The following is a 15,624-nucleotide window of genomic DNA, read 5'->3' as shown; positions in this document are numbered from 1 at the left end:
GCGCCTTGCGCTTCTGCGGGTCCTCCCACAGATATCTGCACGGAAGTTTAACCCAAGCATTCCATGACCCTGCTCGCCCTTGGCCTGAACCACCAGACCGCTCCGGTATCGCTGCGTGAAAAGCTCGCGATCACGCCGAGCGCGCTCAGCGACGTGCTGGGCGACCTCACCAAGCAGCAAGGCGTGGTGGAAGCGGCGGTGCTGTCCACCTGCAACCGCACCGAGATCTATTGCCGGGTGGAAGCCGGTGCCGAGCACCTGCCCGAACACTGGCTGGCGCAATTCGGCCAACTGCGCCCGGACCAGCTCGACACCTACCTCTATCGCCACCGCGACGGTGAAGCCGTGCGGCACCTGTTCCGTGTCGCCACCGGGCTGGATTCGATGGTGCTGGGCGAGCCGCAGATCCTGGGACAGGTCAAGGAGGCCTGGCAGGCCGCACGCGCCAGTGGCGCGCTGAAAACCCCGCTGGACCGCCTGTTCCAGCAGACCTTTGCGGTTGCCAAGCGCGCCCGTACCGATACCCGCATCGGCGCGCATCCGGTGTCGGTGGCGTTCGCTGCGGTGCGGCTGGCGCAGCGCGTGTTTTCCGCGCTGGACCAGGCCACGGTGCTGCTGATCGGCGCCGGCGACACGATCGAACTGGCCGCGCGCCATCTGGCCGACCACAAGGTCAAGCGCCTGCTGGTCGCCAACCGCACCCTGGAACACGCGCAGGCGCTGGCCTCGCGCTTCGGCGGCGTGGCATTGCCGCTGGACGACCTGGAGCGTCATCTGGCCGAAGCCGACATCGTGCTGTCGGCCACCGCCAGCCGCGAACCGATCCTGCGCCGCGAAGCAGTGAAGCAGGCGCTGCGCCAGCGCCGTCACCGCCCGATGTTCCTGCTCGATCTGGCGGTCCCGCGTGATATCGAACCGGCCATTTCGGAACTGGACGACGTCTTCCTCTACAGCGTCGACGATCTGGAACAGGTCATCGACGAAAACCGCCGCTCGCGCCGCGAAGCCGCTGAACAGGCCGAAGCCATCATCGAATTGCAGGTGGAACACTACCTGTCGTGGTGGCGCGCCTCCGGCGAGCAGGACACGCTCAAGCAGCTGCGCCAATCCGGCGAAACCATCCGCGATGCGGTGCTGGCACGCGCCGGCGAGATGCTGGCCCAGGGCCGCAGCCCGCAGCAGGCGCTCGAATACCTGGCCCACACCCTGACCAACAAGCTGTTGCACGCACCCAGCGTCGCGCTGCGCCAGGCCGCACAGCAGGGCGACCGCGAACTGCTGCACGCCGCCGCGCGGTTATTCGACAGCAGCGACCGCGCCGCTTCCACCGACGCCAACCCGGACTCCGATGACGCCCAGCATCCGCCGCAAGCTCGACGCACTGGCTGAACGCCATGAAGAGGTCGGCCGCCTGCTGGCCGAACCTTCCATCAGCAACGACCAGAAACGTTTCCGCGAGCTGTCGCGCGAATACGCGCAACTGGATGACGTGGTCGCCGGCCTGCACGAATACGACGCCGCCCACGCCGCGCTGATCGCGGCGCAGGCGATGCGTGCCGATCCGGAACTGCGCGACTTGGCCGAGGAGGAAATCGCCCAGCAGAGCGCCCGACTGGAAGAACTGGACACCGAACTGAACCTGTTGCTGCTGCCGCGCGATCCACGCGACGATGCCAACCTGTTCCTGGAAATCCGTGCCGGTGCCGGTGGCGACGAAGCCGCGATCTTCGCCGGCGACCTGTTCCGCATGTACGCACGCTACGCCGAAACCCGCCGCTGGCAGGTCGAAATCCTCAGCACCAACCCGGGCGAACACGGCGGCTACAAGGAAATCGTCGCACGCATCGAAGGCCAGGGCGCCTATGCACAGCTGAAATTCGAGTCCGGCACCCACCGCGTGCAGCGCGTGCCGGAGACCGAATCTCAGGGCCGCATCCACACTTCGGCCGCGACCGTGGCGATCCTGCCGGAAATGGACGAGATCGACGACATCCAGCTGCGTGATGCGGACCTGAAGGTCGACACCTTCCGTGCCTCCGGTGCCGGTGGCCAGCACGTCAACAAGACCGACTCGGCAATCCGCATCACCCACCTGCCCAGCGGCATCGTGGTCGAATGCCAGGACGAGCGCAGCCAGCACAAGAACCGCGCCCGTGCACTGTCGCTGCTGAAAGCGCGACTGCTGGACGAGGAGCGCAGCAAACAGACCGCAGCGCAGGCCGAATCGCGCCGCCTGCAGGTCGGTTCCGGCGACCGCAGCCAGCGCATCCGCACCTACAACTTCCCGCAGGGCCGCATCACCGACCACCGCATCAATCTGACGCTGTACCGCCTGCCGGAAATCCTCGCCGGCGACCTGTCCGAACTGATCGACACCCTGCGCCGCGAACACCAGGCCGACGAACTGCGACTGGCCGGCGCGGCGGCCTGATTCGGGCCGCAACAATCACCTGAGTTGCAGCGCTTCCGCCGCGATCAGGCGATCAGGCGCGGTGATACGGATGGTTGGCCAGGATGCTGGCGGCGCGATACAGCTGTTCGGCCACAATCAGGCGCACCAGCATATGCGGTAGCGTGGCCGGGCCCAGCGCCCAGGATTCGTCGGCGGCGTCACGCACCTGCGCGGCATGGCCTTCCGGTCCGCCGATCAGGAAGGCCAGGTCCTGACCGTTGGCACGCCAGCGTTCCAGTCTGGCCGCCAGCTGTTCCGAACTGTGCGCGCTGCCATCCCCGTCCAGCATCACGATGCGCGCACCGCGCGGCACTGCGGCCAGTACCCGGGCACCTTCCTCCTGCATCGCACGCTGCGGATCGCGGCCCTTGCCGCGCAACCCGGGCGCCACTTCCACCAGATCCAGTGGCAGCCAGTGTGAAAGACGCTTGCGGTATTCGGCGAAACCCTCGGCGACCCAGCCCGGCGCACCTTCGCCAACCGCGATCAGACGTGCCTTCATGCCGACATTCCGGCCCGCAGTGGCTCAGGCCGGCAGCGAATGGCCATGCTCGCCGTCATCGCCCGGCGCAGCGCTCTGCTGGCCATCGCCCCAGAGGCGTTCAAGCATGTAGAGGTCACGCACGCGCGGCAGCATGATGTGGACCACGGCGTCGGCCAGATCCACCAGCACCCATTCCGCTTCCTTCTCGCCCTCGGTGCCGATCACCGGCAGGCCGGCCAGTCGCACGCGGCGCTGGACTTCATCGGCAATGGATTTGACGTGGCGGGTCGAAGTACCCGAGGCGATCACCATCCAGTCGGTGACACTGGTCTTGTCGTGCACGTCCAGCATCTGGATATCGAGCGCCTTGAGATTTTCCAGGGCGTCCCGGATTTCGCGCAGCAGGCGGTCGGAGGGCTCGGCGGCGGATTTGGCGGCGATGGGCTTCGGATTCAAACGGATCGACCTTGGATGTTCAGACTGGCCACGGCGGGCGGTATCCCCAGTATATCGCCCATCCGGGCCACTGCCAGCCGGACGATATGGCTGCCGGGTGCGGCTCGTATTCAGCTCTCACGACGGTAAAGCCCGTGCCTGGCGATGTAGTCGGCCACCGCATCGGGCACCCAGCCCGCCAGCGTCAGACCATCGGCACGACGCTGCCGCACATCGCTGGAAGATTGCGGCCAGTCACCGGGCGCCAGTTCTAACACCAGCCCGGCCGGCTGTTGGTGCAGGCGCGCCGGCTCGCGGCACTGGCGCCCGGCTATTTCGGCCTCCAGCGTTGCCGGCCTTGGCGCCGGGTGTGGCCGGCTGGCGACCACGATATGCGCCAGCCCGAACAGTTCGCGCCAGCGCTGCCAGCCCGGCAATCCGGCAAACGCATCGGCACCGACGATCATCGCCAGCGGCGCCTGCGGGCCGCGCTCGACACGCAGCTCGGCCAAGGTGTCAACGGTGAAACTGGGACCGTTGCGTTGCAGTTCGCGCGTGTCGATGCGCAACCGCGGCTGGTGCGCGATTGCCAGATCCAGCATCGCCACCCGCTGCGCAGCATTGGCATGTGCCGGTGCGCGGTGGCGCGGGTCGCCGGTTGGCACCAATGCGATGTCCGCATCCAGCACATCGCGCGCGTGGCAGGCCACGGCCAGATGACCGCAATGCACCGGATCGAACGCACCGCCGTAGATCGCGTACAGCGCCACGCGCTCAGTCCCGCAATGCGCGTGGTGCGGCGATGCCGGCGACCAAGCGCTCCATCTCCACCCAGGCATCGCCCTCGCCGCGGCCCTTGGAAATGCGCTCGACGCGCGCACAGGCGGCCAGCAGGCGCTCGAAATCCGGCAGCCGGCCGCGCCCCAGCGCACGCTTGAAGGCGGCTTCCTTGCTTTGCCACAGGCCGGCCTTCTGCATCGCCTGCGCCAGATTGCCACCGCGCGCCTGGGTGGTGGCCAGTTTCACCAGGATCATCAATTGCGAAGACATCCACGGCACCAACGCCGGCACCTGCGTGCCCTCGCCACGCAGCCCGGCCAGGATGCGCAGGGCGTGGGTGGCATCGCCGGCCAGCGCCGCCTCGACCAGACCAAACACGTCATAGCGTGCGCTGTCGGCCACCATCGCCTGCATCGTGGCAGCGTCCAGCGTGGCGCCCGGACACAGCAGGGCCAGCTTGTCGATCTCCTGCGCGGCGGCCAGCAGGTTGCCTTCGATCCGTTCGGCCAGCAGCGCGGTGGCCTGACTGTCGGCACGCAGGCCGCGCGCGGCCAGGCGCCGGCCGATCCAGCCCGGCATGTCATTCGGTTTCAGCGGCCACATCGGCACAAACCAGCCGTCCCGGTCCACCGCCTTGACCCAGGCCACTTCATGCGCCCGGCTCCACTGCGCGGCCTGCACCAGCAGCACGGTATCCGGCGCCGGATCCTGCGCGAAGGCGGCCAGCTTTTCGCCGCCCTGCTTGCCCGGCCTGCCGGTCGGCAGACGCACTTCGATCAGCCGGCGCGAGGAGAACAGCGACAGACTGGCGAGGCTGGCGGTCAGCTCACTCCAGTCGAAGCTGTTATCGATCTCGAACACGGTGCGTTCGGCATAACCCTGTTCGCGCGCGCGCTGGCGCACCGCGTCGGAAGTCTCCAGCAGCAGCAACGGCTCGGCGCTGGCCAGCAGCAGCACCGGCGGCAGCGGATCGCGCGCCAGCCGCTGTTCAAGTTGTGCCTGGGTCAGCGCCACCGGAGACTCACGGCGTGGCGACGGCGGCGCTGATGCGGCGCAGGATGGCCTGGGTCATGTCGCGCTCCAGCTCGGCCCGCACCACTTCTTCTTCGCCCGGCGTGCCCTGCGCCTGCAGGGTTTCGAACTGGTAGGCACGCTCCAGCTGGATGTCCTGCTTCGGCACGACGATCTCGCCGTCGGCATCGGTCAACTGCATCGTGACCTCGTAGCGCATGCTGAACTCCTGCACGCGGCCGGTACGCCCGACCGACAGCGGCCAGCGGCTCATCCGGTTGCGCGAGATATCCAGCACCGCGACCGGGCCCTGCGCTGCCTGCGCACGCGCCCCGGCACGTGCCAGCGCGTCCTCCAGATTGCGCTTCAACGGCGAATAGGCGTCGGCCACCTTGACCGTCACGCTCGACAGTTCCGGCGGCAGCTCCACCTCACCGCGCAGCTGGAAGCCGCAGGCGACCAAGAGCATAAGCAGCAGCGCCGCCAGCGCGTTGCGAAGAATCCCGCGTGACATCGTCATGCCTGTGCTCCGGTTGCGGTTTCGGCAAACACCTGTGCCGGCGAAGCGTAACCGGGCAGCGCGGTGATGCGCGATGTCCATTCCTGCAGCGGCGCCGGCAGTTGGGTGAACAGGCCCAGCGCCTGCGCATAGGGCAGCCAGGCGTGGCAGGCGATATCGGCGATGGTGGCGTGTTCCCCGACCAGAAACGGGCGCCGCGCCAGCACCCCGGCCAGATGCTCCAGATCCTTGCCGGCGCGCGCCTGGTACCAATCGGCAACGGCCGGCGGATGGCTGCTGAACTGACGGGCAGCGCAGAAATGGGCCAGGTTCAGGCCGATGCGTTCGGCTTCCCAGTACAGCCATTCACGCACCGCAAGGCGCTGGCTTTCATCGCCTTCCTGCAAGGCACTCTGGCGGCGCGAAAGGTATTCGCAGATAACGTTGGATTGGCAGATCGCCTGGCCATCGATGAGCAGCACCGGCACTTCGCCAAAACGCGCCAGCGCGCGGAACTCGGCCGGGCGCTGCTCGCGCGGGAGGGAAAGATCGACCAGCCGCAACTGGTACGGCATGCCGAGCAGGCGCAGCAGCAGCGCCGCCTTGTAGGCGTAGCCGGACAGCGGCGAGGCGTACAGCACGGCGGTTTCATCCCTGGGCAACACGTTCATCCGGCGCGCGCTCCGTTCACTTGGCCACGATGTTGACGATCTTGCCCGGCACTACGATCACCTTGGCCACGGCCTTGCCTTCCAGATACGACGCCACTGCCGGTTCGGCCAGCGCGGCGGCTTCGGCGTCCTCGCGCGAGGTGCCGACGGCCAGCTCGATCGTGGCGCGCAGCTTGCCGTTGACCTGCACCGCCACGGTCTGCGTGTCGCGCTGCAGCGCGTCCGGATCGACCTTCGGGAAAGGCTGGTCCTCAAGCAGGGTTTCGCCCTGCCCCAGCACCTGCCACAACGCGTGCGCGGCATGTGGGGTGATCGGGTTGAGCAACAGCAGCACGCAGCGCAGTGCCTCGTGTCGCAACGCGCGGCCATTGGCCGAATCGTCGTCGAACTTGCCCAGCGCATTGAGGAATTCCATCACCGCCGCGATCGCGGTGTTGAAGGCCAGGCGGCGGCCGTAGTCGTCGCTGACCTTCTGGATGGTTTCGTGCAACTGGCGGCGCAAGGTCTTCTGCGCAGGGGTCAGCGCGGAAAGATCCAGCGCACCGACCGCACCCTGCGCGGCATGACGGTGCACCTGGGCCCAGAGCCGGCGCAGGAAGCGGCTCATGCCCTCCACCCCGGCCTCGTTCCATTCCAGCGACAGTTCCGGCGGCGCCGCGAACATCGAGAACAGCCGCACCGTATCGGCACCGTACTTCTCGATCATCGATTGCGGATCCACGCCGTTGTTGCGCGACTTGGACATCTTCTCCACGCCGCCGACCGCCACCGGCTTGCCATCGGCGATCAGCGTGGCGCCCGAGATGCGGCCACGTTCGTCGCGCTCGACCACCACCTCGGACGGGTTGAACCAGTCCTTGGAACCATCCGGATTGACCCGGTAGAAGGTCTCGGCCACCACCATGCCCTGGCACAGCAGGTTCAGCGCCGGCTCGTCGCTCTGCACAAAGCCGGTGTCGCGCAACAGCTTGTGATAGAAGCGGAAATACAGCAGGTGCAGGATCGCATGCTCGATGCCGCCGATGTACTGGTCCACCGGCAACCAGTGGTTGGCGCGCGCATCGAGGATGTCGCTGGCGCCCGGACTGGTGTAGCGCGCGTGGTACCAACTGGACTCCATGAAGGTGTCGAAGGTGTCGGTCTCGCGCTCGGCCGCACCGCCGCAACCCGGGCAGGTGGTCTTGCGCCATTGCGGATCGGCCTTGATCGGCGACAGCACGCCGGAAAACGCCACGTCCTCGGGCAGCACCACCGGCAACTGGTCTTCGGGCACCGGCAACGCGCCACATTTTTCGCAATAGATCACCGGGATCGGGCAACCCCAGTAGCGCTGGCGGCTGACGCCCCAGTCGCGCAGGCGGAAATTGACCCGCTTCGCACCCTTTCCTTCCTGCTCGAAGCGCTCGGCCAGCGCGGCGAACGCGGCGGTGAAATCCATGCCGTCGTACTCGCCGGAATTCACCAGGATGCCGTGCTCGGTATAGGCGCCCTGCTCCTGGATCGAGCGTTCGAAACCCTCGATCACGCGCACCGCCTCATCGGTGCTGTAGACATCGACCGGCGCCGATTCACCCAGCGCAGCCTCCATCGGATCATCATTGCGCGCCACATCGCGCTGCACTTCGGCAATCGCTTCGGCCACCGCCGGACTGACCACCACCATCTTGATCGGCAGGTCGTACTTGTGCGCGAATTCCCAATCGCGTTCGTCGTGGCCTGGCACCGCCATCACCGCGCCGGTGCCGTAGCCCATCAGCACGAAGTTCGCGGCCCAGACCGGAATGCGTTCGCCGCTGACCGGATGGATCGCGTAGCGCCCGGTGAAGACGCCGCGCTTGTCCTGGGTTTCCAGATCAGCCGCGGTGGTGCCGCCCTGGCGGCATTCGCCAATGAAATAGCGCAGCTCGTCATAGCCTTCGGCGGCCGCCAGCGCGACCGGATGTTCAGCCGCGACGGACAGGAAGCTGACCCCCATCAAGGTATCCGGGCGCGTGGTGTAGACCCGGATTTCCTCGTCCGAATCTTCCAGCTTGAAGGCGATTTCCAGCCCTTCGGAACGCCCGATCCAGTTGCGCTGCATGGTCTTGACCGAATCCGGCCAGCCCGGCAGCGTGTCCAGCCCGTCCAGCAGTTCCTGCGCGTAATCGGTGATCTTCAGGAACCACTGCGGAATCTCGCGCTTTTCCACCAGCGCGCCGGAACGCCAGCCGCGCCCGTCGATGACCTGTTCGTTGGCCAGCACGGTCTGGTCGACCGGATCCCAGTTCACCACCGAATTCTTGCGGTACGCCAGACCCTTCTTCATCAGGCGCACGAACATGCGCTGCTCGTGCACGTAGTACTCCGGCGTGCAGGTGGTGACCTCGCGCGACCAGTCGTAGACGAAACCCAGGCGCTTGAGCTGGCCGCGCATGTGGTCGATGTTGTCGTAGGTCCAGCGCGCCGGCGGGATGTTGTTCCTGATCGCCGCGTTCTCGGCCGGCAGACCGAAGGCATCCCAGCCCATCGGCTGCAGCACGTTCTTGCCGAGCATGCGCTGGTAGCGGCTGATCACATCGCCGATCGTGTAGTTGCGCACATGCCCCATGTGCATCGAGCCGCTGGGGTACATGAACATCGACAGGCAATAGAACTTCTCCCGGCCATCATCCTCGGTGACCTCGAAGGCGCGGGTATCGGACCAGAACTGCTGCGCGGCGGCTTCAACCGCCTTCGGATCGTAGGTTTCGTGCATGACTGGGAGCGGCAATGGCAATGCGCCAGCGTACCGCAGCGGCGTGATTCAGCTCAATCGGGATGACTTTGGGACGGGGCAAAGATCACGTCCGCACAGACGATTTCGCGCATCACTGACCTGCTTCAACTGAAGGAAAACCAAGGTGACTGAAGGGATGGCGCAGGCCGGATCTTCACTTGCCCCCCGTGGTCCATTGGAGCAGGCGTAGGTCGGATCAAGCCGCGAAGCGGCGGATCCGACACCTCGATGTCGAGCAACCAACCTTCGGCTGCTGAAAAGCAGTTCGCATCTGTGGCGCTTGATCCGACGGCGCGCCCTGGCCGCGATGGGACTTGCCCACGATCTTCATGCATCACATCGCGGGCAAGCCCGCTTCCACGAAAGCAGGTCTTGCTGATTCCTGCAGGTTGGCGTTGAGCGAAGCGGGACCCAAGGGCCGGTGGCCGTGAAGCCACAGACAAACTCACCCCCGCCGCACGGCATGGATACGTTCGATCAATGCGCGTGTGACCGGGTCGGCGGCGGATTTTTGCGGGTCGGCCAAGGCCTGCATCAGGCCGGTGGCCAGGGTTTTGCCCAGTTCCACGCCCCATTGGTCGAAGGGATTGATGCCCCAGACCGTGGCCTGCACGTAGACGCTGTGTTCGTACAGCGCCAGCAGCGCGCCCAGCGCCTCGGGCGTGAGTTCGTCCAGCAGCAGCATGGTCGAGGGACGATTGCCCGGATAGCTCTTCTGCAGATCGTCACTGCGCGCGCCGTTGGCCAGCACCTCGGCCTGTGCCAGCAGGTTCGACAGCAGCGCCTGGCGCTGTTCCGGATAGGCATTGGAAGCACGCACCACGCCGATGAAGTCCATCGGTACGGTGTCGGTACCCTGATGCAGGGCCTGGAAGAAGGAATGCTGCACATCGGTTCCGGCGCCGCCCCAGATCACCGGGCTGGTGCTGCACGCAAGCGCCCGCCCGTCCTGCGTGGCGGACTTGCCCAGACTTTCCATCACCAGTTGCTGCAGATAATCGGGAAGGCGGGCCAGACGCTCGTCGTAGGGCAATACCGCGTGGGTGGCGTAACCCATCGCATCCCGGTTCCAGACCGCGAGCAGGCCGTGGCGGATCGCCAGATTCCGGGCCGCCGGGGTCTGGCGCACATGTGCGTCCATCATCGCCGCACCGGCCAGCAGCTGTTCGAAACGCTCCATGCCCAACGCCGCCGCCACTGAAAAGCCGACCGCCGACCACAGCGAATAGCGCCCGCCGACCCAGTCCCACAGTGGCAGCACATGCGCCGGATCAACCCCGAACTCCACTGCACGCGCGGTGTTGGCGGTAACCGCGTACAAACGCGTCCCGCTGCCAAGCCAATCGCGCAATACGCTTCCGTTGAGCAGGGTTTCCTGCGTGCCGAAGCTCTTGGACACCAGCACGGCGGCAGTGCGCGCCGGATCCAGCCCGCGCAGCACATGCGCCACCGCACTGCCGTCGGCGGTGCTGAGGAAATGCACGCGGAAGCGGCCCGGATCCCGTTCGCGCAGGGCATCCAGCGCCAGCCGTGGGCCGAGATCCGAACCGCCGATGCCGATATTGACGATGTCGGTGACCTGCGAGGCCTCCAGTTTCTCCAGCAGCGCACCCATCTGCCGACGCGTTTGCAACGCCTGCTGGTACGCGGCCTTCGCCGCCGCGCCCGCCCCCAGATCCGAGCGCAGCGCGGTGTGCAGGGCCGGGCGGTTTTCCGAGCGGTTCACTGGCTCGCCATCGAACAGCGCGGCAATCGCGCCTTCCACGCCACGTGATGCTGCGGTTTCCAGCAACGCCGCCGCTGCTGCGGCATCGACCCGCTGGCGTGCAAAACAGGCATGGATCGGGCCGACCTGGAGCGTGGCGGTCTCCAAGCGGGCAGGATCAAGACGGTTCAGCTCGGCGATATCGGCATCGGCCATGCGGGCCGCGTGCGGGGTCAGGCGTTCCAGCCAGTCTTCACTGCGCATGCTCAGAACTCCGCGCCGGACCAGCAGGAAGCGGCGGGATGCGGAAATGGGCGCTTGGGGAAGGACATGACGGCTCCGTTGTGTGGCGAAAAGACAACAGCCTGCTGAGCTGAACGCTCTTCCATGCTAACAAACGCCCGGACGGGCGCTGTGACAACACGGAGGAAACCAATCAAACCACTGATTCCAATGGATATTTCACCAAAAACACGAATCATGCAGGCAAAAAAAACCCCGTCGGGAAGTATCCGACGGGGTGTTAACGGAGTGACGATTACCCAAAAATGCGCCCTGCATTACCTTCCAGTGGTGCGCGGATCGCTGCACTGATCCGGAAGGCGTGGCCAATCTACCACAGCGTTTGCGGAAAAGCTACACCTGCCCTGCCGGCTCTTCGGGGTCGCCCCAATCAGGCATCGAATTCCAGATTGTCGATCAGCCGCGTGCGTCCCAGCCGGGCCGCGATCAGCGCCACCAGTCCATCGCGTTCGCCTTGCTGCGGCGTCGCAAGATCCTGGCTGCGGCGCAGTTGCGCGTAGTCCACATCGAAACCGGCCTCATCCAGATGCGCAACCGCATCCTGCTCGATGGCTGACAGTGGCTGGCCCTGCTGCCAGGCCGAGCGCATCGCCAGCAGGGTGCGGTGAATCTGCGGTGCGATCGCACGCTCTTCCGCCGACAGATACTGGTTGCGCGAACTCAGCGCCAGCCCGTCAGCTTCGCGCTGGATCGCGGCCGGCAGGATCGTGATCGGCAACGACAGTTCGCGCACCATGTACTGGATCACGCGCAACTGCTGGAAATCCTTGCGCCCGAACACCGCCACATCCGGCTCCACCATGTTGAACAGGCGCAACACCACCGTGGCCACGCCATCGAAATGCCCCGGCCGCGCGGCGCCATCCAGCTCGGCGGTCAGACCCGGCACCCGCACCTGCACGCAGTGCCCGGCACCGAACGGATACATCTGCTCCACCGTGGGCAGGAACAGCAGATCGCAGCCCGCCACCACCAGCCCGCGCGCATCGGCTTCCGGAGTGCGTGGATAGCGGGAAAAGTCCTCGTTCGGGCCGAACTGTGTGGGATTGACGAAAACGCTGGTCACCACGCGCTGCGCATGGCGCCGCGCCAGTTCCACCAATGCGAAATGACCGGCGTGCAGATTGCCCATCGTCGGCACGAACGCGATACGTTCGCCGGCAGCGCGCCAGGCGGCGACCTGCTCCCGCAGCGCCTCTATCTTGTCGAACTGCTGCATGGCGTCAATCGAAACCGTGTTCAGGCGCCGGGAAACTGCCATCGGCCACGGCTGCGACAAAGGCCGCGAATGCGTCCTGGATGCTGCCGGCGCCGGCCAGGAAATCCTTGACGAAACGCGGCGTGCGATGCCGCCCGCGCAGGCCCAGCATGTCATGCATCACCAGCACCTGACCGCTGCAGTCGGCACCGGCACCGATGCCGATGGTCGGGATGTCCAGCGCGGCGGTGATTTCACCGGCCAGCGCGCGCGGCACGCATTCGAGCACGAGCAGGTCGGCACCGGCTTCCTGCACCGCCAGCGCGTCGCTGCGCAAGCGCTGCGCGGCCACCGCCTCGCGCCCCTGCACCTTGTAGCCGCCCAGCTTCATCACCGATTGCGGGGTCAGGCCGAGATGGGCGCAGACCGGCACATCGCGTTCGGACAGGAAGCGGATCGTCTCCAGCATCGGTCCGGCGCCTTCCAGCTTGACCATCGCCGCGCCACCTTCGGCCATCAGCCGGCGCGCGGCATCCAGCGCCCGCTCGGGCGTGGCATAGGTCAGGAACGGCAGGTCGGCGATCAGCAGCGCGCGCTGCAATCCGCGTGCGACGTTGCGGCTGTGGTAGACCACGTCGTCCAGCGTCACCGGCAGGGTGCTGTCGTGGCCCTGCACCACCATGCCCAGCGAGTCACCGATCAGCACGGTATCCACGCCGGCGCGGTCCATCGTGATCGCGAAGCTGGCGTCATAGCAGGTCAGCATCGAAATGCGGCGGCCCTCGGCCTTCATCTGGCACAACGCCGGCACCGTCACCGGGGGCGTGCGCGCGGGTTCTGTGGTCATGTCATGGTTCTCCTGAAAGAGGCGCTTCCGGCAGGACTTCAACACCCTGCCGCCCGATGCGCGCCAGTAGTCCGCCGACCGTGCCATGGCGACCCAGTTCCAGCCCGGGCTCAAGCTCGGCCAGCGGCACCAGCACGAACGCACGCTCATGCATGCGCGGGTGTGGAAGCTGCAATTGTGCCGTGTCGCAGCAGGTTTCACCGAACAGCAGCAGATCCAGATCCAGCACGCGCGGGCCCCAGCGTTCGCAGCGCTCGCGCCCGGCCTGTTGTTCGATGCGTAGCAGCACGTCCAGCAAGGCCTGCGGCGAAAGCGTGGTGTGCAACTGCGCCACCGCGTTCACGAAGTGCGGCTGCTCGGTCACGCCCCAGGGCGCGGTGCGGTAATACGAAGACACCCGCTGCAACGTGATGCCCGGCTCGGCGGCCAAAGTGCGCAGCGCCTGATCCAACTGGCGCCGGGGATCCGCCAGATTGCTGCCCAGCCCGATCCAGGCCGATGTGGCGGCCGGACTCATGCGATCGGACTCATTCAGCCGGCACGGCCGGTTTGCGTGAACGGCGACGCCGGCGTGGCGACCGCGTTGCCGCTTCCCCGCTTCCTTCCTGGGCATCGGCAGCCGTGATTTTTTCCGTTGCCTTGGGCTGGCGACGGGCTGGCGTCTTGCCCGGCAGGCTCGCGGCCAACTCATCCGGCGTCATGCCCTGCGCCCGCTGCCACCACAGGTATTCCTCCTGCAATTCCGGCACGGCGCTGGCGCGCAGTTCAAGGAAGTCGAAGGCGGCGCGGAAGCGCGGATGCGCAAGCAGCCGGAACACACGCTTGCGTTGCTGGCGCTGGGAAAAGCGCGACTGCATCCACCAGATCTCATGCATCGGCTGACTGAAACGGCGTGGAATCGCGATGCGGCTGGTCTGGCGCAGCGTTACCCGATCGGCGGCGCGCTGCTCGGCCACGGCCAGATCGTGACCCTGCTGCAACAGCGTTTGCAGATCCTGCGCATAGGCAGGCCACAACAGCGCGGCGAACAGGAAGGCCGGCGTCACGCTGCGATCTTCAGCAATACGCGCATCACTGTTGCGCAACGCCTTCATCACCAGCTCGCGGCACAGGCCGCTGGCATCCAGCTCCAGCGCCGCAGCGGTATCGGGCAGCAGTGCCGGCAGCAGCCGGTAGTGCTCCAGCAGTTCGAATCCACGCGCCCCATGCCCGGCCAGGAACAGCTTCAGCGATTCATCGAACAAGCGCGCATTGGACGCCTCGCCCAACAGCGGCGCCAATTCCGGCACAGGTTTGGCGCTGGCCGGCTCGATGCTGAAATCCAGCTTCGCCGCCAGCCGCACCGCACGCAGCATCCGCACCGGGTCTTCGCGATAACGCCGCTCCGGATCGCCGATCAGGCGCAGCACGCGTGCCATCACGTCGTCGTAGCCGCCGACGTAATCCAGCACTGAAAAGTCGGCGATCGCGTAGTACAAGGCGTTGGCGGTGAAATCACGCCGCACCGCGTCTTCCTCGATGCTGCCGTAGATGTTGTCGCGCACCAGCCGGCCGTTGTCGATCTCACGCTGGCCCGAGCCGTCATCGCTGTTGGAGCGGAAGGTGGCGACCTCGATGATCTCGCTGCCGAACATCACGTGCGCCAGACGGAAGCGCCGGCCGATCAGGCGGCAATTGCGGAACAGCTGCTTGACCTGTTCAGGCGTGGCATCGGTGGCCACGTCGTAGTCCTTGGGCTGCTCGCCCAGCAGCAGGTCGCGCACCGCGCCGCCCACCAGATACGCACCGAAACCGGCTTCATTGAGTCGATACAGAACCCTCAGCGCATTGGGGCTGATGTTCTTGCGGGAGATGCAATGCTGATCGCGCGTGATGGTGCGCAGCGTGGGTGAGCTCGGAGGCACGTGTTCTTCTTGATATAGGAAAAGCCCGATTGCCTGCGGCAAGGGTGACACCTATAATACGCGTTCGGCTTCACGCTGCTCAACGCGCTCCCTTCGTCTAGTGGTCCAGGACATCGCCCTCTCAAGGCGGGAACACGAGTTCGAACCTCGTAGGGAGCGCCACTACACCCTGGATACCGAGTCCCGATGCCCTTCGTCGTCACCGAGAACTGCATCCGTTGCAAATACACGGATTGCGTCGAGGTCTGCCCTGTCGACTGCTTTCATGCCGGCCCGAACTTTCTGGTCATCGATCCGGATGAATGCATCGACTGCACCCTGTGCGAGCCCGAGTGCCCGGCCAACGCGATCTTCCCTGAAGACGACGTGCCGGCCGGCCAGGAGCACTTCATCGCGCTGAACGCGGAGCTTTCCAGGGAATGGCCGGTGCTCAACACCCGCCAGGACCCGCTGCCCGACGCGGCCGAATGGGACGGCAAGCCGGACAAGCTGAAGCATCTGAAGCGCTGAGGCTGGCGATTGCCCCGCATCGGACGGGCGGTTCTACGCACCGAGTTCGTAACCGATACCCGTGTAGAAC

14 protein-coding genes, 1 tRNA gene and 1 pseudogene are annotated in these 15,624 nt (G+C 66.2%); 4 read left to right on the top strand and 12 right to left on the bottom strand.

Going from position 1 to position 15,624, the window contains the following annotated elements; all coding sequences use genetic code 11:
- Nucleotides 1-63 precede the first annotated feature (63 nt).
- Both hemA and prfA read left to right on the top strand, forming a co-directional pair.
- Entirely contained in the window at nt 64-1,389 is a 1,326-nt protein-coding gene (gene hemA / locus WDB66_RS04730; protein ID WP_339397383.1) for a glutamyl-tRNA reductase, read from the top strand.
- Nucleotides 1,349-2,431: a peptide chain release factor 1 gene (gene prfA / locus WDB66_RS04725; RefSeq protein WP_339397382.1), complete on the top strand. Its 1,083-nt coding sequence runs from the start codon at nt 1,349-1,351 to the stop codon at nt 2,429-2,431. Before hemA ends, prfA begins: the two co-directional genes overlap by 41 nt.
- 52 nt (nt 2,432-2,483) lie before the next feature.
- Here the strand turns inward: prfA and rlmH are convergent, their stop codons facing one another.
- The 12 genes and pseudogenes from rlmH to pcnB all read right to left on the bottom strand — a co-directional run bounded on the left by rlmH (nt 2,484) and on the right by pcnB (nt 15,044).
- The gene (gene rlmH / locus WDB66_RS04720) at nt 2,484-2,954 is read right to left on the bottom strand and encodes a 23S rRNA (pseudouridine(1915)-N(3))-methyltransferase RlmH (RefSeq protein ID WP_339397381.1); all 471 of its coding nucleotides are present in this window, start codon (nt 2,952-2,954) and stop codon (nt 2,484-2,486) included.
- 24 nt (nt 2,955-2,978) lie between these two features.
- A pseudogene (rsfS, locus tag WDB66_RS04715) lies at nt 2,979-3,388 on the bottom strand (ribosome silencing factor).
- Between the two features lie 114 nt (nt 3,389-3,502).
- Nucleotides 3,503-4,141 (bottom strand): nicotinate-nucleotide adenylyltransferase, encoded by a 639-nt coding sequence (gene nadD, locus WDB66_RS04710; RefSeq protein WP_339397380.1) that lies wholly within the window; start codon nt 4,139-4,141, stop codon nt 3,503-3,505.
- Between the two features lie 4 nt (nt 4,142-4,145).
- Nucleotides 4,146-5,165: a DNA polymerase III subunit delta gene (gene holA, locus WDB66_RS04705; protein ID WP_489670816.1), complete on the bottom strand. Its 1,020-nt coding sequence runs from the start codon at nt 5,163-5,165 to the stop codon at nt 4,146-4,148.
- Between the two features lie 7 nt (nt 5,166-5,172).
- Nucleotides 5,173-5,682 carry an LPS-assembly lipoprotein LptE gene (locus tag WDB66_RS04700; RefSeq protein ID WP_339397379.1) on the bottom strand — a complete coding sequence of 170 codons (510 nt, stop codon included), beginning with the start codon at nt 5,680-5,682 and terminating at the stop codon, nt 5,173-5,175.
- Entirely contained in the window at nt 5,679-6,332 is a 654-nt protein-coding gene (locus WDB66_RS04695) for a glutathione S-transferase family protein (protein WP_339397378.1), read from the bottom strand. The genes WDB66_RS04700 and WDB66_RS04695 overlap by 4 nt, the downstream gene beginning before the upstream one ends.
- Before the next feature lie 16 nt (nt 6,333-6,348).
- Complete coding sequence (gene leuS, locus WDB66_RS04690) at nt 6,349-9,066, bottom strand: leucine--tRNA ligase (protein WP_339397377.1); 2,718 nt, start codon at nt 9,064-9,066, stop codon at nt 6,349-6,351.
- 466 nt (nt 9,067-9,532) lie between these two features.
- Nucleotides 9,533-11,056 carry a glucose-6-phosphate isomerase gene (gene pgi, locus WDB66_RS04685; RefSeq protein WP_339397376.1) on the bottom strand — a complete coding sequence of 508 codons (1,524 nt, stop codon included), beginning with the start codon at nt 11,054-11,056 and terminating at the stop codon, nt 9,533-9,535.
- A gap of 409 nt (nt 11,057-11,465) precedes the next feature.
- Nucleotides 11,466-12,314: a pantoate--beta-alanine ligase gene (gene panC, locus WDB66_RS04680; RefSeq protein ID WP_339397375.1), complete on the bottom strand. Its 849-nt coding sequence runs from the start codon at nt 12,312-12,314 to the stop codon at nt 11,466-11,468.
- Between the two features lie 4 nt (nt 12,315-12,318).
- Nucleotides 12,319-13,140, bottom strand: a complete 822-nt coding sequence (gene panB, locus WDB66_RS04675; protein WP_339397374.1) for a 3-methyl-2-oxobutanoate hydroxymethyltransferase — start codon at nt 13,138-13,140, stop codon at nt 12,319-12,321.
- 1 nt (nt 13,141) lies between these two features.
- Nucleotides 13,142-13,657, bottom strand: a complete 516-nt coding sequence (folK, locus tag WDB66_RS04670; RefSeq protein ID WP_339397373.1) for a 2-amino-4-hydroxy-6-hydroxymethyldihydropteridine diphosphokinase — start codon at nt 13,655-13,657, stop codon at nt 13,142-13,144.
- A gap of 10 nt (nt 13,658-13,667) precedes the next feature.
- A complete protein-coding gene (pcnB, locus tag WDB66_RS04665; protein ID WP_339397372.1) occupies nt 13,668-15,044 on the bottom strand; it encodes a polynucleotide adenylyltransferase PcnB in 1,377 nt (458 codons plus the stop codon).
- Between the two features lie 86 nt (nt 15,045-15,130).
- Between pcnB and WDB66_RS04660 the strand changes: the two genes are divergently transcribed.
- Together WDB66_RS04660 and fdxA are read left to right on the top strand one after the other, a co-directional pair.
- Nucleotides 15,131-15,206, top strand: a tRNA-Glu gene (locus WDB66_RS04660).
- A gap of 24 nt (nt 15,207-15,230) precedes the next feature.
- Nucleotides 15,231-15,554, top strand: coding sequence for a ferredoxin FdxA (gene fdxA / locus WDB66_RS04655; RefSeq protein ID WP_339397371.1), 324 nt, complete (start codon nt 15,231-15,233; stop codon nt 15,552-15,554).
- The last annotated feature ends 70 nt before the right edge of the window (nt 15,555-15,624 follow it).

This window comes from Denitratimonas organivorans (assembly GCF_037478135.1).
Taxonomy (GTDB): domain Bacteria; phylum Pseudomonadota; class Gammaproteobacteria; order Xanthomonadales; family Xanthomonadaceae; genus Denitratimonas.
Note: the sequence above shows the minus strand (reverse complement) of the source record. Positions and strands in the feature narration are given on the sequence as shown.